Raw genomic sequence first — 18,858 nt, 5'->3', positions numbered from 1 at the left:
CTTCACGCATTTACAGTCGATAATCGACCGTATAGTCTGGCTCCTGCGCCGCTCGTCGTCGCTGCCGCCCACCGCCGCTTATTGCAGATTACTACCGCTTACCGCAGCCGACTCCCGCCCATTCGATCCGGACGATGTTCGATACGCCGCTTCATTACCTGATTTCCACCGGGCTCACCGCCACCCTGACCGTATGTTGCGTGGGCCTGCACTACGAAGCGCTACGGCTGATCTCGGCCTTCCATCCCAAACGGCTCAGCGGCAAATTCAACATCGGGGGCGTCATTCTGCTGATCATCCTGACCCACTGCCTGGAAGCCGTGGTGTTCAGCGTCGGCTACTGGCTGGGCACGGATATCCTGGCAATCGGTCGCCTGACGGGCATGCGCGAACACGGCGCGCTGGCCTATCTCTATTTCTCTCTGGAAACCTTCACCACGCAAAGTATCGGCGATATCGTTCCGCAGGGCCCCTTGCGGCTGCTGGCTTCGGTGCAGCCGCTGGTGGGCCTGATCCTGATTGGCTGGTCCACATCGTTCACGTTCCTGATCATGCGCCGCGACTGGCGCGGCGACGAAATGGACGCACGCGACTGAAATCGCCTCCATGATGGTAGGCAGGCCGTGCCGACACCGAAATCGGCGTCTTTCCTACACGGTTGTGGGAACCGTGGAGGTTGGCGGGTGGCGGCGTCGATGAAAAGATAAGTTGCCGTCATCCAGACAGCCTGCTGTACCGTTAGATGTCGATTCCGCCCCGGCTGGGGCAAACAAGAAAACAGACCGGAGCATTAAAAGTGTCGACCCTCCCGGAATACGTCCTCGCGGCCCATCGGCCGGAGCGACTCCGCACCTCCCATCGCCCCCTGGCCCTGCTGCGCTGGCTGGCGCCGATCCTGTTGGCCGTGCTGGCGATGCTGAGCGCGCCGCGCGCGCACGCCCAAACCCCCGCGCCGCTGGCCGAATGGCAGTACTCGGTGGGCGTACCGCTCGAGAAGATGTTCGAAGGCGAGCCGCAAAAGTGGGAAGTGCGCGTGGGCGCGGCGGCCAGTGTGCGCCCGTACTACGAAGGCACCAGCAAGTACTACGTGCTGGCCGGCCCGGTGGTCGATATCCGCTACCGCGACTTGGCATTCCTGTCCACCGGCGAAGGGCTGGGCTGGAACGTCATCCATACCGATCATGTGCGCGCGGGCATCGCGCTGACCTATGACTTCGGCCGCCGCGAGAAACACGACCACGACCATCTGGGCGGACTCGGCAATATCGGCATGGCACTGGAATCGAAGGTGTTTGCCGAATACGTGGTCTCCAAGGAATTTCCGCTGGTGATCCGCGCCAACGTGCGACGCCAGTTTGGCGGGGCCAACGGCGTGATCGGCGATATCGGCGCTTATATGCCGTTGCCAGGCAGTAACGAGAAGTTCTTCTGGTTTGCCGGCCCCACCATGACATTTGCCGATTCGGCCTACATGAGTCGCTGGTACGGCGTGTCGGCCGACCAGGCGGCGCGCTCCGGGCTGCCCCAGCATCGCGCCAGCGGCGGGATCAAGTCATACGGCGGCGGGGTTTCGGCGATGTGGTTCTTCGGCAAGAACTGGTTCACCACGGCCGATATCGGCGTCTCGGCGCTGGTTGGCGACGCCCGCAGCAGCCCGGTCACATCGCGCTCCACAAGCCTGACCGGCGATATCTCGATCAACTATCAGTTCTGATGCCAGGCAGGGCGCCGCGACAGCCGGCGCCCGTGGCCGTTCCTGGAGCGACTCCCGGAGCGATCCCCATGCGCGGGCGCGACGGCCCGCCATCCGCGGACCTACGGCGCGGGACGCGACAGATAGCCGTCCACCACTTGCCGCAGCGCCGGCAGCTTGCCGGTGAAGAAATGGCCAGCCCCGGGCAGGACCACGATCGGCAATTCCTGCGGCCGCGCCCAATTGAACACGTTGGCCAGCGGCACCCGTTCGTCGTTTTCGCCGTGTACGACCAGGGTGTGCGCGGGCACCGTCGGCGTGTCATAGGACAGCGTCTCGGAGAGCGTGCCGGCCGGCATGCCGCTCAGGATCAGATGCGCGACCGAAACGCCCGACGCGCCCAGTTGTGCGGCGGCACGCGCCTGGATGAACGCGCCGAACGAAAACCCGGCAAGCGCGAGCGGCAGGTCGGGATGATCGCGCCGCAGCAGTGCGATCACGGCCAGCACGTCATCGGTCTCGCCGTTGCCGTCGTCATAGCTGCCCTCGCTGTTTCCTACGCCGCGATAGTTGGGCCGCAGCGTCAGAAAGCTGTGCGCCTGCAGCGCGCGCGCCAGCAACTGCGGAATCTTGTGTTCGGCGGTGCCGCCCTGGCTCGGATGTGGATGCGCAACCACCGCGACGCCGCGCGGCGCATCGGCGGGCGTATCGACAAGGATTTCGAGCTGACCGGCAGGGCCGGCAATGAACTGACGGGTGGATGCCGAAGGCGTGAACGATGAAGACATGAAAATGGCTACCGGCTGGGGATGACTGCGACTGTGCAGGCGCAGCATACCCGCAGCCGGGCCGTGGCGGCAACGACCGACGCCGCCCGCAGCGCGGACGGCGCCTCGCTATGCGGCCCGTGCGGGCCTAGTGAGGATGATCCGCCTTGATGACCGACGCGATCTCCTGACGTCGGACGCTCACCACATCGTCAAGCTCCAGGCCTTCCGCCACCACCAGCATTTCGGCCCCGCGGCTGATGGCAAAGATCACGCCATACCAGAGGTCCGGCCCCGCCACGGCGTTCAGGCGGACGCTGAATTCGGTTTCCTGATCCTGGCTGTAGACGCTCACCAGATCGCCGACCTCGGGCATGGCGGCCTCCTCCGCCAGCGGATATTCCCGAGCCGTCACTGTCAGTGGCGTCTGCGCAATGCCGCGCGCAAACCTCGCTTGCATCGTCGCCTCCTGCACGTTGGCATGGTTGATTGTCTTGTCAGGATAGGATCGCCGCCCGAAAACGCACAGTAAACCTGCGCCCGCAGGCACACCGCGCCACGCCTGCGTCGCTTTGCGGGTGTGCCGCCGCGCGGCCGGACACCTGACTGGCCCACCCCGCGGCGCATCCCGCGGCGCATCCGGCCATGCATCGGCCAACCCGGCCATGCACTGATGGCGTGCCCGGCCGCGCCGACAACGCCCGCATGGCCGACGCCCGCGCCTACGCCTGGATGGCGCGCTGCGCGGCGCAGCATTCGCGCGGCAGCGTGACGGTGAAGGTGGTGATGCCGTGCTCCGGCGACGATGTCGCCTCGACGGTGCCATCGTGCAGCGTGACCAGTTCGCGGGTGATGTAGAGTCCCAGCCCGAGCCCTTCGGACGCGCCGCTGCCGGCCGCTGCATTGCGGGCGCCGGAGCGGAACGCATCGAAGATATGCGGCAGCAGTCCCGCATCGATCACGCCGCCATTGGTCACCGACACCACCACGCGGTCGCGCGCAGTGCCGTCCACGCTGACATCGATCGGCGCGTCCGGGTCGCCATGATGCAGCGCGTTGCCGACCAGGTTCTGCACCACCTGGCCCACCAGCACCGGATCGATGGTGGCATGCATGTCGCCGACCGTCTGCAGCGTCACGCGCGACTTGCCGTGCAGCACCTCGCATTCGTCGACGATGGCCGCGCACACCGCGCGTAGGTCCGAATGTTGCGGCATCAGGCTTACGCGTCCGCCATGCAGTCGCGCCACGTGCAGCAACTGATCGACCATGCGCGCCATGCGCTGGCCGCTGCGCGAGATGCGATCGGTGGCGGGGCGCAAGCGTTCCTCGCCGCCAAAGCGCTCCAGGAACGAAGCGGACGCAATGATGGCCGACAGCGGCGTGCGCAGGTCATGGGCCAGCACCGCCATCAGCATCTCGTTGGTCTTGAGCAGTTGCTGCGCGATTTCGAGTTGTTCGGCCAGTTGCTGTTTCTGTTGCGCCAGCTGCACGAACACGTCCACCTTGGCGGCCAGCACGCGCGCATCGATCGGCTTGAACAGGAAATCGACGGCACCGGTGGCGTAGCCGCGAAACGCGCGCTGGCTGTCTTCGCCCGCGGCGGTCAGGAACAGGATGGGGATGTGGCGCGTGCGCTTGCTGCCGCGCATCAGTTCGGCCAGCTCGAAGCCATCCATGCCGGGCATGTGCACGTCCAGGATGGCCAGGCCGAAGTCGTGCTCCAGCAGCAATTCCAGCGCCTGCGCACCGGAACTGGCATGGACGATCTCGACTCCAGGCTTTGCCAGTACGGCGTCCAGCGCGGTCAGGTTGGCGGCGATGTCATCGACCGCGAGGATCTTGACGGAGGCGGGTGCTTGCATGGTAGAGGTCATTCAATAAGGCGGGCCAGGTGGTGGCCGATGTCGTCCAGCGTCATGACGCGATCGGCCGCGCCGCGTGCGATGGCTTCCTCGGGCATGGTGTGCACGGCCGCGCTGGCGGGCGTCTGCACCCAGGCCTGTCCACCGGCCGCGCGGATCGCCGCCAGGCCGCGCGCACCGTCGTCATTGGCGCCTGAGAGCAAAATCCCGAGCGCGCGCTCGCGCCATGCCACCGCCGCCGATTCGAACAGCACGTCGATCGAGGGCCTGGAAAAACGCACCGGCGGCTCCACGGACAGCGCCAGCCGCACGCCGTCGGGCGTGTCCGGGTCGCGTTCCACCAGCAGGTGGTAATCGGGCGGCGCCACGTAAAGGTGGCCGGGCAGCACGGGCAGCTTGTCCTCGGCTTCGCGTACGGGCAGCACGCAGCGCGCGGCAAAAAGCTCCGGCAACAGGCTTGGCGAGGTGGGCCGAAGATGCATGACGATCACCACCGCAGGGCGGAAGCGCCGCGGCAACATCGGCAGCAGTGCGTTGAGCGCCTCGACGCCGCCAGCCGATGCGCCGATCACCACGGCGCCGCAGGCGGGATGCAATGCCGGCGCGTCCGTCACAGCTTCCGGTAGAGCCGCTCGTGCGACACCACCGCCTCGAAATCCTGCGCATGCTGGCTGAAATGCAGGCTCTCCTTGCTGCCCAGCCCCAGAAAGCCGCGGCGCGCCAAGGCATCATGAAACAGGCCGATGGCGCGGTCCTGCAGCGGCCGGTCGAAGTAGATCAGCACGTTGCGGCACGAAATCAACTGCGCTTCCTGGAACACGCTGTCGGTGGCCAGGCTGTGATCGGCGAACACCGATTGCCGGATCAGTTGTCCGTTGAACTTCGCCTTGCCGTAGGCCGCGTGATAGTAATCGGACAGCGAGCGCCGTCCGCCCGCGGCCAGGTAGTTTTCTCCGAAGCCGCGCAGCCGGCCCGCGTCGTACACACCGGCACGCGCGATGGCCAGCGCCTCCGGATTGATGTCGGTGGCATAGAACACAGTGCGCGACGCCAGCCCTTCTTCTTCGAACAGGATCGCCAGCGACCACAGTTCCTCGCCGCTGCTGCAACCGGCCACCCATACGTTGATGGACGGATAGGTTTGCAGCACCGGCGCCACATGCTCGCGAATCGCACGGAAATAGGACGGATCGCGAAACATCTCGCTGACCTGGACGGTCAGGTACTGCAGCAATCGGCCAAACACGGCGGGGTCGCGCAGCATGCGGTCCTGCAACTGCGACAGCGTGCCAAGCTGCATGTCGCGCAGCGCCTGCTGCAGGCGCCGCCGTACCGATGCGCGCGAATAGCGGCGGAAATCGTGCTGGTACTTGCGAAAGACGGCTTCGAGCAGCAGCTCCATTTCGATCTCGAAATCGGCATCGGGCAGCAGGGCGCGCTCGTCGCCATCGAGCGCGAGATCCGATGTTGCGTCCTTCGGTTTCAATTTGCGTGAAGCCATACGCGACACAGCGAAAGCAGCTTGTCCACATCGATCGGCTTGGCGATGTAGTCGTTGGCGCCGGCCTGCAGGCAGGCCTCGCGGTCCGACGGCATGGCCTTGGCGGTCAGCGCGATGATCGGCAGCCGGCCATACTGCGGCATCTGCCGGATGTGCCGCGTCGCCGTGATGCCATCCATCTCCGGCATCATGATGTCCATCAGCACCAGATCCACGTCGTCGACCCGTTCCAGCAGGTCCAGCGCTTCGCGTCCGCTGCGCGCGATCTCCACGGTGGCGCCCAGCGGTTCGATCACCTTCGACAGCGCGAAGATATTGCGCGCATCGTCCTCCACCAGCAGCAGCTTGCGGCCGTCGAAGGCATCGTCGCGGCTGCGCGCGGCACGCAGCATGCGCTGGTGTTCCGGCGGCAACGACGATTCCACGCTATGCAGGAACAGCGTGACCTCGTCGAGCAGGCGATCGGGCGAGCGCGCGCCCTTGATGATGATCGACTTGGAATAGCGGCGCAGGCGCTGTTCGTCGTCGGCGGATAACTGCCGGCCGGTGTAGATGATCACCGGCGGCATGACGCCGCTGCCGCGCTCGGCCATATGCGCCAGCAGATCGTGACCGGTGCCGTCGGGCAGCACCATGTCCATCACGACGCAATCGAACGGCGATGCCGCGAGCGCGGCGCGCGCGCCCGCTACATCGTCTGCGGTGACGATTTCCGCATCGAGCGACTTGAGCAGCGCGCGGATGCTCTCTCGCAGCGAAGGATCGTCCTCGATCACCAACACGCGGCGGCGGCCGGCGTTCATGCGCGCTTCCAACCCGCGAATCACTTCGGCCAGCCTGTCGCGCTCGCTGGGCTTGAAGGTGTAGCCGATAGCGCCCAGGTGCAGCGCCGCCTCGGCGTGATCGCTGACAGAAATCAGGTGAGTGGGAATGTGGCGCGTGGCGGGATCGCGCTTGAGCCAGTCCAGCAGCGTCAGGCCCGACTGATCGGGCAACGCCACATCCAGCAGGATGCCGCATGGCTGGTATTCGCGCGCCATTTCCAGACCTTGCGCCGACGTGGTGGCGTGGATGCAGTCGAAATCGAGTTCGTGCGCGAGGTCATAGAGAATGCCGGCAAAATCGTTGTCGTCCTCGACCACCAGGATCAGGCGGTTGCCGCGCGTGCGCCGGTCGCGGTCATCGACAATCGGCGTCGGCCAGCCAGCCTGGAGGGTTTGCGTGCGCTCCGCCGCATCGCCCGACGCCGGCGCGGGAGCCGGCGGTATGGCGCGCGGCGGCGGCGCCACGATGGGCGCGGGCCGATGCGCTGGCGCATGGACCGGCGTCACCAGCCCGGCCTGCGTGGCGCCGTCGGCCACCAGCGTGAGCGGCACGGTCAGCGAGAATACGCTGCCCTGTCCCGGCTCGCTCGCCACCGAGATCCCGCCGCCGAGCAGACGCGCCAATTCGCGCGAGATCGACAAGCCGAGGCCCGTGCCGCCATAGCGCCGGCTGGTGGTTCCGTCGGCCTGCTGGAACGCTTCGAAGATGACCTGCTGCTTGTCCTTCGGGATGCCGATGCCGGTGTCGCGCACTTCAAAGCGCACCGCGTCATCGCCCTGCGCGCACAGTGCAAGCGTGACCGATCCGGTCTCGGTGAACTTGAATGCGTTGGACAGCAGGTTCTTGAGCACCTGCTGCAGGCGCTGGCTGTCGGTGACGATGGTGTCCGGCAGACCGGGCATGAATTCGACCCGCAACGGCACGCCCTTCTGTTCGCCGATCGGCGCAAACAGGCTTTCGAGTACCTGCGCGAACGACGCCAGTTCGACTGGCTCCGGTTCCACCACGAGATGGCCGGCCTCGATCTTGGACAGGTCGAGGATGTCGTTGATCAGGTTCAGCAGGTCGGTGTTGGCGGCGTGGATCGTCGCGGCATAGCGCACCTGCTCGTCGGTCAGCGTGCGTTCCTTGTTCTCCTGCAGCAGCTTGGCCAGGATCAGCGCGCTGTTCAGCGGCGTACGCAGCTCATGCGACATGTTCGCCAGGAATTCGCTCTTGAACTGATTGGAGCGTTCCAGCGCGCGCGCGTTGGCCGCCAGCTCGGCCTGGTAGGACAGCATTTCGCGCTTCTGCGTTTCCAGCCGTTGCGCATGTTCCTCGAGCTGGACGTTGGTCTGTTCCAGTTCGGCCTGCTGCGATTCCAGCCGCGCCTGCGAGTCCATCAGCGCGCGACCGCGCTCTTCGAGCTCTTCGTTCGAAACGCGCAATTCTTCCTGCTGGACCTGAAGCTCTTCACTCTGCCGCTGGGTTTCGGCCAGCAGGTTTTCCAGCCGGCTGCGGAAGGCGACGGCGCGCATCGTCATCCCTACCGACTCGCCGAGGCGTTCGAGCAGTTCCACCACGTCGGCGGTGTCGCGCCGTGTCGTGACGAAGCCAAGTTCGATCACGCCCACCACTTCGCCTTCGGCGGTGAGCGGCGCGGCCACGATTTCGTTTGGTGCTGTGCGGCCCAGCGCCGACGACACCTGGAGGTAGTTGGCCGGCAGGCCGCCCACCGCGATCACGCGATTGTCCGCCATCGCCTGGCCCGCCAGCGTGTCCCCGGGCGCCAGCGTGTGCGGCAGGGATTCGGCGTTGGCCAGCGCCCACGCCGCCACGCGACGCAGATGGTCGCCTTCCACCTGATAGACCACGCCGACGTGCGCATCGAGCACCTGCGCCAGCGCCCGCATCAGTGCGTCACCAACATTGCCGGCCGATTGCTGGGCGCGCATGGCCTGATGCACGCGCACCTGCGCCTGCTGCAGCCACACCACGCGCTGCATCGAAAGCTGGGCGACGATATAGCGATGGATAATCACCGCCAGGAACCACAGCACGGCCACACCGACGCTGCGGTTGATGATCGACAGCATCGGGCGCACCATGGCCGACGGCGACACTGCGTAGCCAACGCCGATCAGCACGGTGGCCGCCATCGCGACGATCAGCGGTAGACGTGGGTTGTTGCTGTATAGCGTCAGGCAGACCGGCACAAGGTAGAACAGCCACGCGGCGACGCCGAGCGGCGTCAGGGCGTCGACGCCAAATACGATCAGCAGCGCAACCGGCGCCAGGATCGAGCCAAAGATAAAACGTTGCAGGGTAGACGGTTGCATACCGGCGAGGATGGGATCGGAGGGGGGCGCACCGGCCGCCGAACGGCGGGCAAATGCGCTCTATCCTACCGGGTCTGTCCTGCCGTGGCTGTCAGTGTCGCGCCGACACGTGCTGCGGTGCGGCAGCACGTGTCAGGGCCGATCGTCAGATGCCGCGATGCTCCGGGTGGGCCATCGTCACCACATGTAGCGCGCGCCGAGCAGGCCCGCGATGCTCTTGTAGCCGTCGCCGCCGCGCTGGAGCGCGACGTCGCCCCACACACGCCAGCGCTTGCCTAGCTGCGCCTGCACGCCAGCCTTGACCTCGCCGCGGTTGCCGGGACCGCCCTGCGTGACCAGGTCGTTGTCGAATGCGATGGCGTTCTGGTCGGCGTTGCGCCACCAGTTCACTTCCGCATACGGCAGCCATGTCGGATTGGTATCCGGGTCCGGCGCGTGGTACAGCCGCACGCCCAGCCGCGTGGTCAGCCCGCCGCCGTTGCGGCCTTGCACCAGCGTGCCGTTGCGCTCCCGGTGGTCGTCCGCACGGTAGTTGGTGTAGATCAGCTGCAATTGCGGCTCGACGAGGACGTCGCCGTCATCGGTATAGCTGACCGGGATCGCCCAGCCGCCCTCGACCGAAGCCGTCAGCGTGCGGCTGCTGTAGCTTTCCTCGCCCGCGTCCGTGCCTTGCACCGTATTGCCGAAGTGGCCATATTGGGCCCATGCATCCACGTAGGGACCGTCGGCGCCGGCCGCGTTGCCACGCCATGTACCGTAAACCCCGGCGCTGCCGCCATTGACGGTGCCGCGGGCCGGGCCTGTATAGCCGCGCGATTCGGCGTGGGTGCGCGCCATGCCGTAGCCGGCCATCACACCGGCCTGCAAGCGGCGGTTATCAGAGGTGCGGTTCAGCAGATCGATGCCGGCCTGCATCACGGCCGAATCGGCGGACTGGTCGACGCTGCCGTTCGATGCTGTGCCAAGCGTGCGCCCGCCCGTCACGCGCGTCCACACGTTCGGCCGCCGCGCGGCCTTGCTGTCGGCAGTCACTGGATCGGCAAAGCCCGCACGATCGTGCATCGTCTGCAGGAACATCGTCTGCGCCGCGCCCTGGTTGGCCAGATATACGCCGGTTTCGGGGCGCGGCACGGCGCTTTCGGTCGAACGCAGATACCAGTCGCCGTCGCCCGGCGACTGCAATCCGCCCTGGTACAGCTTGTAGTCATAGGCGCCCGCCACCAGCCTGCCGTCGAGCGCGAACACGCCGTTCGACTGACCATCGACCTGCACGACGCGGATCCCATCGACGGTCTGGCCGCCGAAGCCACCGGCGTTGCGCACATGCAGCGTGGTCTGGCCTGCCGTATTGCCGTGCACGACGAGCCGATCGGTGGGCGACGCATCGCCGCCGAGCGTCGTGTTCAGTGTCAGCATGCCGTTGTTGCCCGTATAGTCGCCGTTCACGGTCAGCGTGCTGGACGGCGTGGCGCTGGCCATGCGGATCTCGCCGTCGTTGACCAGCGAGCCGCCGATCAGGAAATCGCCAGGCGCCATCGCCGTCGTTCCCGGCGCGGCAGTTCCCACCGCCAGTACGCCGTGATTGACCGCCGAGCCGCCGATCCCGCCATCGCCGCCGAAGGTTGCGCCCTGCGCCACCGTCACCAGCGAGGTGTTGGACAGCCGCGCGCCCTGGCCCAGCAGCAGCGCGCCGGCGTCGACGATCGTTTCGCCGCCATAGGTCTGGTCGGCCGACAGCATCAGGCTGGCGCCGCCCGTCTTGGTCAATCCACCCGTGCCGTCGATATGGCCCGCGAAAGCGGTATCCGCGCTATTGCTGACGGTCAGCGTGCCCGTGCCGAGGGCGATATTGCCCGCGCCCGACAGATTGTTGGCCACTTGGTTGAAGCCGTTGAGATCGAACGTGGCGCCGCTGGCCACATCGAGATGCTCGCTGGCCGCGATCACGTTGTCCGCGCCGGCGCGCAGGGTCCCCGCGCGAATCGACGTCGCGCCGGTGTAGGTGTTCTGCTTGGATAACTGCAACGTGCCGGCACCGTCCTTGGTCAGGCTCCGGCCATCCCAGCCGGTGGTGCGATTGGCATCCTGGTCGGCCAGCACCGCATCGATATCGAACTCGCCATCGGCTTGCGTCAGGGTGAAGGTGCCATGGGCCTGTTCTGGCGCGGTGCTGTGTGCGCCGTACCATGTCAGGCCCAGGCCCGCAACGAAGTCCTGTCCCGTGTAGGTGCCGCCCATCATCAGGAAATCGGCCGGGCTGGACGATCCGGCGACGTTCACGGTCTGGAACGCGCCGGCGATGCCGCCGGGCCCGGTGGTGTGGATCACGGTGACCGCCTGCGACGCCAGTTCCGATGCGCTGGCCGTCTCCGACGCGGAAAAGCCCACCAGATTGAATGTCGATCCGACCCCGAGTTGCGCCGAGCCCGCGGTGATGGCGGGCGCATCGGTGCGCGCCACGACGTTCAGCGTGCCGTCGACCGACAGGCGGTTGCCAACATCGAGCGTGGATTGCGCATCGACCGACGCGGTTGCGCCCGCTGCGACCGTGAAGTCGCCGGTGGTGCGAAACGCCCCTGCCTGCGCGAGCCGCAGCTCGCCGCCATTGACGGCCACCGCCCCCTGGCTGGAGCCGGCGCCGCTCAACGTCGCCACGCCCGCGCCGGTCTTGGTCAGCGTGCCCGCGCCCATCAGCGCGCTGGCAAGCGTACCGTTACCGGCGAAGTCGAGCTGCAGCGTGCCCGCATTGTCGATGGCGCCGGAGCCAAGCGCTGCGCTGCTGGTCGCGATCAGGCGGCCGTCGTCGATCACGGTGCCACCGCTATAGGTGTTGACGCCGCCGAGCGTCAGCGTGCCCGCGCCACTCTTGCGCAGACCACCTGTGCCGTCGATCGTGCCGTCGAATGCGGTGTCGCCAGTATTGACGAGATCCAGCGCGGCGCTGCCCAGGCTGATGCGTCCCGCACCGCTCAGGTTGTTGACGTGCTGGTCGAAACCGTTGAGATCGAACGTCGCGCCATCGGCCACGCTGACATGCGCGCTCGACGCCAGCGCATCTACAACGCCGGTGCGCAGCGTGCCCTCGTTGATCCTCGTATCGCCTGTATAGGTGTTTTGCTTCGACAGTTGCAGGGTGCCCGCGCCCTGCTTGGTCAGGCTTTTGCCATCCCAGCCGGTGGCGCGGTTGGCGTCCTGGTCGGCCAGCACGGCGTCGATATCGAACTCGCCATCGGCTTCGGTCAGCGTGAAGACGCCGTGCGCCGCCTGCGGCGACGTGCCGTGCGATGCGTACCACGTCAGGCCGAGTCCCACCGTGAAGTCCTGCTCGGTATAGGTGCCGCCCAGCGTCAGGAAATCGGCGGGGCTCGACGATCCGGCGATGGTGGCCGTCTGGAACCCGCCGGTCAGCCCGTTGGCATCGGTGGTGTGGATCACGGTCACCGCCTTCTCGGCCAGCTCCGACGCGCTGGCCGACGCCGCTGCGGAATAGCCGGTCAGATTGAACGACGCGCCGCCGCCAATGTGCGCGGTCTGCGCGGTGATGGCGGTGCCATCGGCGCGCGCCACCACGTTCAGCGTGCCGTCCACCGACAGCCGGTTGCCCACTTCGAGCGTGGACGGCTCGGCCAGCGACACCGTGCCGCCCGCGTACACCGTGAAGTCGCCCGTGGTGCGGAACGCGCCATCCTGCGCGAGCCGCAGCTCGCCCGCGTTGATCGCCACCGCGCCCTGCGTCGACCCTGCGGCGTTCAGCGTGGCCGTGCCTGCACCGGTCTTGGCCAGCGTGCCGCTGCCTCCCAGAACATTGGTGAGCGTGCTATCGGACGAAAAATCGAGTTGCAGCGTGGCGCCATTGTCGATCGCGCCGGAACCGAACGCGGCGCCGCTGGTGCCGATGAGCCGGCCGTCGTGGATGACGGTACCGCCGTCATAAACGTTGACGCCGCCAAGCGTCAGCGATCCCGCGTCGCGCTTGTGCAGCGTGCCCGCACCGCTGATCGCGCCGTTGAATACGGAGTCGTCGGTGTTCCGGAGGTCCAGCGTCGCCCCGCCCAGCGCAATGTTGCCCGCGCCGTTCAGATGCTGGATCTGTTGGTCGAAACCGTTCAGGTCGAGGGTCGCGCCATTCGCCACGCTGACGTGTCCGCTGGACGCCACGGCGTCGGCGACGTCGGTGCGCATCGTGCCTTCGCCGAGGATCGTATCGCCCGTGTAGGCGGCCGCCTCCGACAGCACCAATGTCCCTGCGCCCTTTTTGGTCAACGTGCGACCGTCCCAGCCACTGGAAAAGCTGCCAGTGCGGTCGGCCAGTTGCACGTCGAGATCGAACGTGTCGGAGGCATCGGCCAGCGTAAACAAGCCATTGCCGCTGGCCGTGTCGCCGCGCCACGCCAGATCGAAGCCGACATCGTAGCCGAGGTCGTCGCTGCTCTTGGCGCCGTCGATCGTCAGGTAATTGACGGGGCTGGTTTCGCTGAAGCTGACGTGGTCGAAATCGCCGGATATGCCGGCGCTGGTCTGCAGCACGCGGAACTTTTCGGCAGCCAGCGCGCTGGCGGACTCGGGGGCCTTGGCGGAAAGACCGCTGACCGACAGGCTGCCGCCAAGCGCGGCGCGATTTGCCGTGATCACGGGTTCCGCGGCGCCGAGCGTCACCGAGAGCGTGGAGCCAGCGGCCTGCGTGAAATTGCCTGCCACGTCGAGCGTCGCATCGGCCGCGATCGAGGTGGTCGCGTTGGTGCCGGTGGTATACGTGTCGGCGCGGAAGTCGCCGGCCTGCGCGAATGCGAGGGTGCCCGCTTCGACCTTCACCGCACCCTGCGACGATCCGGCAGCGGTCAGCGTCATGGTGCCCGCGCCAACCTGCGTCAGTGACCCGGACCCGCTGAGCACGCCGTCGAAGCGGGCGCTGTCGCGGCGATCGAACACCAGCGCACCGGCGTTGGCGATGTTGCCATCGATCATGCCACTCGTGCCGCCGCGGCCCACTGTCAGCTGGCCAGTGCCGCCGATGGTGGTGCCGCCGCCGCCGTCCTGCGACACGGTGCCGCCGAGCGTGAGCCGGCCATTCACGCCGAGCGTCGCGCCCGAATCCCCGCCCAGGGTGATATTGCCGCCCAGCGTCCAGTCACTGCCGGTATCGGCGGTCAATTCGGCCAGACCGTGGCCTGCCGAGGCGGTGATATTACCGTCCTCGCTGCCCGATTCGATCAGTCGCAGCGTGTTGCCGACGCCGTGGCTGACGATGGCCGCCGTGCCGTTATCGTTGAGCACCGACCCTGCGCCGAGCACCACGTCGTTATTGTTGCCGTCCAGCTGGATGGCCGCACCGCCGGCGCTGCTGATTTCGCCGCGATTGACCAGCGCGTCGCCATCGTTGAGCCGCACGCCCGCCCCAACCGCGGCCCGAATCGTTCCCGTGGCGGCGTTGTCGATATGAACGGTGCCGCTGCCATCGTGCCGGATACCGGCGAGGTAGCCGTCAATCGTTCCGGCGTTCTGGATCAGCGCATCGCCGCTCTGGCTGACCAGGACCGCGGTACCGTATGTCGGGTCGCCCTTGCCAGAAACGATCGACGCGCCGGCCCGATTGGTGACGACAACATTGCCGCTGGTTGCCAGCTGGATGCCGTCGGCCGTGTTGCCAACGTCGCCCGCGGCGCCGCCGTTCAGCGTGCCGTAGTTATCGATCGCGCCGCTCGCCGCGCCGCCATAGTAGATGGCGTGACTGACCGATGAACTGATATCGCCGCGATTGACGACGTTGCTGGCACCCGCGTCGCTGCCGCTCATGTTGACGCCGTACGTCACGCCGATGACGCTGGCACCTAGTTCGTTGGTAAACGTCGCGGGCACGTTGAATTGCAGCGCTGCGCCGCCAACGGTGCCGGCGACGGTTCCGGCATTGCTCAGCGTCACGGCGTCCGTACCATTGACGGTCACGGAGTTGCCGGGCGCCGTGATGACAGTTCCGGCATTGATCCGATAACTGGTATCCCCCGACACCGTCACGTTGGTCGAACTGGGTTCGATAATGGTCAGCGACTGCGCCGACGTGGCGAACAGCATCAGCACCGCACCATACAACGGCCGCAGCCTGGGCGGCGCGGAGGAGATGGCTCGCCGGGGCGATGGCGGAGTCGGCAGCGGGCGTTTGCTGTGTCTCATCGCGCACCCCGGTTATTATTCTTGCCTGGGAACGGGCCGTTATAGGAAAGCTCCCGGAAGCGCGCCAGGGCGCATTTTCTGGAAAATGTTGCGAAAACTACTTCGACACATACATCCGCGTCTGTATCAATGATTGCCATAACGCCCTGCGCAGTATTTTATTGATCGACCGGACGATTAAAGCCGGCACCGCGTCGATCATAAAAACAAGCGCAATGCAATTCATTAGCCGAATTCTTAATTTCCGCCAGAATGGGGTAATTTGTACGGAAATTGGCGCAGGATCATTCCAATGTAGAGGTGGTTGGGGCGACAAGCGCACGCATGTTCGAATGCAAAACCGCCGCGGATGGCGCAACCGAAAGGCGCGGGTGCCGCCGCCCTGCTCGTCATATCTTGTGACGACGTCACCAGATGTATCGCACCCCCATCAATCCGGTAATGCTTTCGTAACCGCCGTCGCCATATTGATAAGCAATGTTGCCCCACATGCGCCAACGTTGATTGATCTGCGCTTGCGCGCCGGCCTTCACTTCAACACGATTTCGCGGCCCATCCTGCGACACGACCGTGTCATTGAACGTCATGGCATTGAGGCTGGTGTTGTGCCACCAGTTCAGTTCGAGATACGGCAGCCACTGCGGCGAGGCGTCCGGGTTCGGTGCGTGGAAGAGGCGCGTGCCCAGGCGCGTAACCAGCCCGCCGCCGTTGCGGCTTTGCACCGTCGTGCCGTTTCTTTCGGTGTGATCGCCTGTTTGATAGTCGCTGTAGATCAGCTGCAATTGCGGCTCGATATTTACTACGCCGTCGGAAGTCCGCCCGATCGGCAACGCCCAGCCTGCTTCGACCGATCCGCTCCAGACGTGGCTGGAATAGCTTTCCTGCGCAAGAGCGATGCCGCGCACGGTGTTGTCGAAATAGCCGTACTGGGCCCATGTATCGACATAGGGACCATCGACGCCCACGGCGTTGCCGCGCCAGGTTCCGTAAATGCCCACGCTACCGCCATTGACCGTCCCGCGCGAGGTGCCAGGATAGCTTTGTGCCGTGGCGTGCGTGGTCGACGTGCCGTAGCCGGCCATCACGCCGGCCTGCCAGCGGTGGTTGCCGGACACGCGATCCAGCACGTCGATGCCGGCCTGCACGATGGCGGAGTCGGCCCACTGGCTCACGGTGCCGCCGGCCGCATTGCCATCGGCGTGTCCCCCCGACACCCGCGCCCAGACATTGGTCGGCGCCACGTTCTTGCCGTCGCCGCCGCGCGGATCGATAAAGCCGGTCCGGTCACGGTAGGTATGCACAAACATCGCTTGCGCCGCCGCCCAATTGGCCAGATAGGTGCCGGTTTCTGGGCGCGGCGCCGGGCTGCCCTGGGCGCGCAAATACCAGTCGCCATCGTCGGGCGTCTGCACGCCCCCCTTGAACAGCTGGTAGTCGTACGCGCCGGCCACCAGCCGGCCATCGAGCGCAAATACGCCATTCGATTGCCCGTCCACCTGCACGATGCGGATGCCGTTGACCGTTGGCGCGCCGGTGCCGCGTGCGTTGTTCACCTTGATCGTTGTCTGGCCCGCCGTGTTGCCGTGCACGACCAGCATGTCTGTCGGCGAAGCGTCGCCGCGCAGCGTTGTGAATAACGTCAGCTTGCCGTTGTTGCCGGTGTAGTCGCCGTTCACGATCAGCTTGCTGGCAGGCACCACGCTACCCATGCGAATTTCGCCGTTGTTCACCAACGAGCCGCCCACCACGAAGCTTCCGGCCGGGCCGCCCTCGAAACCGGGCGCGGCGTCGGCCACCGCCAACACGCCGTTATTGACGACCGATCCGCCCGCGCCGCCATAGCCACCGAACGTCGCGCCTTGCGCCACAGTCACCTGCCGTGTGTTCGTCAGCTGCGCACCATTATTCAGGATCAATGCTCCCGCGCTCACCGTGGTGTCGCCGCTGTAAGTTTGGTCGCGGGTAAAGACAAGCTGCCCGCTTCCCTGCTGCGTCACGCTGCCCGTGCCGGAGATGGTCTTGTCGAAGGTCAGGTCGTCGCTGCGGTTGAAAACGAGCGCACCGTCATTGACGATATCGCCGTCGACCATGCCGGAGGTGCCACCCACGCCTAACGTCAAGCTCCCAGTCGGGCTGATGGTGGTGCCGCCACCGGCGTATTGGGACACCATGCCAGTCAGCGTAAGGTTACCGTTGACCGCCAGCGTGGCTGCCGTCGTGCCGGCCAGCGCGACGTTGCTGCCAAGAACCCAGTTGCTGCCCGTGTCGGCAATCAGCCCCGCCAGTTCCTTGCCCTGGTCCGCGGTGATACTGCCCGCCTCGCTGTTAGTTTCCAACAGCGTCAGCGTATTGCCGGTGCCTGCGCTTCGGAGCACCACCCCGTCCTTGCCACTCAGCACCGATCCCGAGCCAAGATACACGCGGTTGTCATTGCCATTGAGCACGATGGCTGCGTTCTCGGTGCTGGTGATCTCGCCACGATTGACGAGCGAATCGCTCTGATTCAGTTGCACGCCCGGACCGGTTACCGCCCGGATGATCCCGGTGCCGCGATTTTGGATTTGCATGGAGCCACTGCCTTCGTTCAGGATGCCGCCGACATAGGCCGAAATCAGCCCGTCATTCTGGATCGTCACGGTGCCCGATGCGCGACTACGAATGCCCGCGCCCCAAAGATTAGGATCGCCCGCGCCGGCATAAATCGCGGCCCCCTGCCGGTTGAAGACGCTGACGTCTTCCCTGTTATACAAGCGAATACCTTCGGATGACGACCCAATGGCACCGGCTGCTCCGCCATTAAGGGTGCCGTAGTTTTCGATCGACCCGCGGGCGTTTTCGCCGAAGTAAATGGCGTGACTGACGGATGCGCTGATGTCGCCCCGATTCTCGACGCTGCTGAACCCGCGCGCTTCCATGTGTACGCCGTCTGTCACGCCGAGGACTTTCCCGGTGGCCTCATTTGTAAAAGCGCCCGGGACATTGAAGATAATGGCGTGCGTACCCTGAATCGTCTGCGTGGCAATCACTCCATCGTTGAAGACTTGCACCGGTCCGACGCCACCGATCACCTTGCCGTCGACCACCACGGCCGCGTCTTTTGTCACGCTGATCGTGGTCCCCTGTGGGACGATATACGAGTTATCCGAGTCAACTGTCACTGTGGTCGTGCTGGGGCCAATCGTAGTAAGCGACTGCGCCGGAGCGGCGAACAGGACGAGGATGGCAGCACAGAGCGGGCGGAGCGCCATGGTCGTTTCCGAGTGCCGAAGTGCGGGTTTTATATGCGTCATCGTGAGTCCGTATGCGGCCTATTATCACCAGGCGGATTTTTATGAAAATGCGGAGGCCACCGTCTCAAGATGGCGTGACGACAGTACGCTTAGCGATTTCGATTGGAATAATGCCAATTCAGAAACTAATATTTCAGCGAATGCGCAAACCATAATGGCTGGCTCATGTGCCTCGACATTTTTAGGACAGCATTGTCGATTGTCCAAACCGATATCGAAATGGCCACAACCTGAAAATCAGCATCGGCGCAGCGAGAAAATGGGGGTAAGTGGCCGGCTCAGGAAATCGGCATACGCCTGGCCCGCGGCGGAAGGGACCAGCCGGGGAAACAGTGCCAGAAATAGAGGGAAATCGTCGCACCGCCGTCGGCACGGCGGCACGGCGGCACGGCTGCTCAGGCATATACGGCAGGCAAGGCAGACTGAAAGGA

General features: G+C 65.6%; 10 protein-coding genes. 2 read left to right on the top strand and 8 right to left on the bottom strand.

From position 1 onward, the window contains the following. Positions 1 to 134 precede the first annotated feature (134 nt). Positions 135 to 596, top strand: coding sequence for an ion channel (locus F7R19_RS07020; protein ID WP_061953766.1), 462 nt, complete (start codon positions 135 to 137; stop codon positions 594 to 596). 317 nt (positions 597 to 913) lie between these two features. Further along, positions 914 to 1,714, top strand: coding sequence for a MipA/OmpV family protein (locus F7R19_RS07015; protein WP_223506313.1), 801 nt, complete (start codon positions 914 to 916; stop codon positions 1,712 to 1,714). 101 nt (positions 1,715 to 1,815) lie between these two features. Here the strand turns inward: F7R19_RS07015 and F7R19_RS07010 are convergent, their stop codons facing one another. From F7R19_RS07010 to F7R19_RS06975, 8 genes are all read right to left on the bottom strand, one after another. After that, entirely contained in the window at positions 1,816 to 2,481 is a 666-nt protein-coding gene (locus F7R19_RS07010) for an alpha/beta hydrolase (protein WP_150979784.1), read from the bottom strand. 127 nt (positions 2,482 to 2,608) lie between these two features. After that, positions 2,609 to 2,920, bottom strand: coding sequence for a hypothetical protein (locus tag F7R19_RS07005; protein ID WP_061953770.1), 312 nt, complete (start codon positions 2,918 to 2,920; stop codon positions 2,609 to 2,611). 262 nt (positions 2,921 to 3,182) lie between these two features. Then, the gene (locus F7R19_RS07000; protein WP_150979783.1) at positions 3,183 to 4,325 is read right to left on the bottom strand and encodes a hybrid sensor histidine kinase/response regulator; all 1,143 of its coding nucleotides are present in this window, start codon (positions 4,323 to 4,325) and stop codon (positions 3,183 to 3,185) included. Positions 4,326 to 4,333: 8 nt separating this feature from the next. Then, positions 4,334 to 4,939 carry a chemotaxis protein CheB gene (locus F7R19_RS06995; protein ID WP_084003825.1) on the bottom strand — a complete coding sequence of 202 codons (606 nt, stop codon included), beginning with the start codon at positions 4,937 to 4,939 and terminating at the stop codon, positions 4,334 to 4,336. Beyond that, a complete protein-coding gene (locus tag F7R19_RS06990) occupies positions 4,936 to 5,727 on the bottom strand; it encodes a CheR family methyltransferase (protein WP_061953982.1) in 792 nt (263 codons plus the stop codon). The genes F7R19_RS06995 and F7R19_RS06990 overlap by 4 nt, the downstream gene beginning before the upstream one ends. 80 nt (positions 5,728 to 5,807) lie before the next feature. Then, positions 5,808 to 8,969, bottom strand: a complete 3,162-nt coding sequence (locus tag F7R19_RS06985) for a response regulator (RefSeq protein WP_150979782.1) — start codon at positions 8,967 to 8,969, stop codon at positions 5,808 to 5,810. A 177-nt stretch (positions 8,970 to 9,146) separates the two neighbouring features. Further along, positions 9,147 to 15,038 (bottom strand): autotransporter outer membrane beta-barrel domain-containing protein, encoded by a 5,892-nt coding sequence (locus tag F7R19_RS06980; RefSeq protein WP_170292561.1) that lies wholly within the window; start codon positions 15,036 to 15,038, stop codon positions 9,147 to 9,149. A 506-nt stretch (positions 15,039 to 15,544) separates the two neighbouring features. Then, a complete protein-coding gene (locus F7R19_RS06975) occupies positions 15,545 to 18,241 on the bottom strand; it encodes an autotransporter family protein (protein WP_223506258.1) in 2,697 nt (898 codons plus the stop codon). Between the last annotated feature and the right edge of the window lie 617 nt (positions 18,242 to 18,858).

Origin of the sequence: Cupriavidus pauculus (genome assembly GCF_008801835.1) — a bacterium.
GTDB classification, from domain to species: Bacteria; Pseudomonadota; Gammaproteobacteria; order Burkholderiales; family Burkholderiaceae; genus Cupriavidus; species Cupriavidus pauculus.
The sequence above is the reverse complement of the archived record's forward strand: the minus strand, read 5'-3'. Positions and strand labels throughout refer to the sequence as shown.

What these genes read in the sequence shown, in the direction of transcription:
- F7R19_RS06980 (WP_170292561.1), bottom strand. Translation starts at nt 15,038, where the DNA reads ATGCTGTTCGCCACGTCGGCGCAGTCGCTGACCATTATCGAACCCAGT.
- F7R19_RS07000 (WP_150979783.1), bottom strand. Translation starts at nt 4,325, where the DNA reads ATGCAAGCACCCGCCTCCGTCAAGATCCTCGCGGTCGATGACATCGCC.
- F7R19_RS07015 (WP_223506313.1), top strand. Translation starts at nt 914, where the DNA reads ATGCTGAGCGCGCCGCGCGCGCACGCCCAAACCCCCGCGCCGCTGGCC.
- F7R19_RS06990 (WP_061953982.1), bottom strand. Translation starts at nt 5,727, where the DNA reads ATGGAGCTGCTGCTCGAAGCCGTCTTTCGCAAGTACCAGCACGATTTC.
- F7R19_RS07010 (WP_150979784.1), bottom strand. Translation starts at nt 2,481, where the DNA reads ATGTCTTCATCGTTCACGCCTTCGGCATCCACCCGTCAGTTCATTGCC.
- F7R19_RS07005 (WP_061953770.1), bottom strand. Translation starts at nt 2,920, where the DNA reads ATGCAAGCGAGGTTTGCGCGCGGCATTGCGCAGACGCCACTGACAGTG.
- F7R19_RS06985 (WP_150979782.1), bottom strand. Translation starts at nt 8,969, where the DNA reads ATGCAACCGTCTACCCTGCAACGTTTTATCTTTGGCTCGATCCTGGCG.
- F7R19_RS07020 (WP_061953766.1), top strand. Translation starts at nt 135, where the DNA reads ATGTTCGATACGCCGCTTCATTACCTGATTTCCACCGGGCTCACCGCC.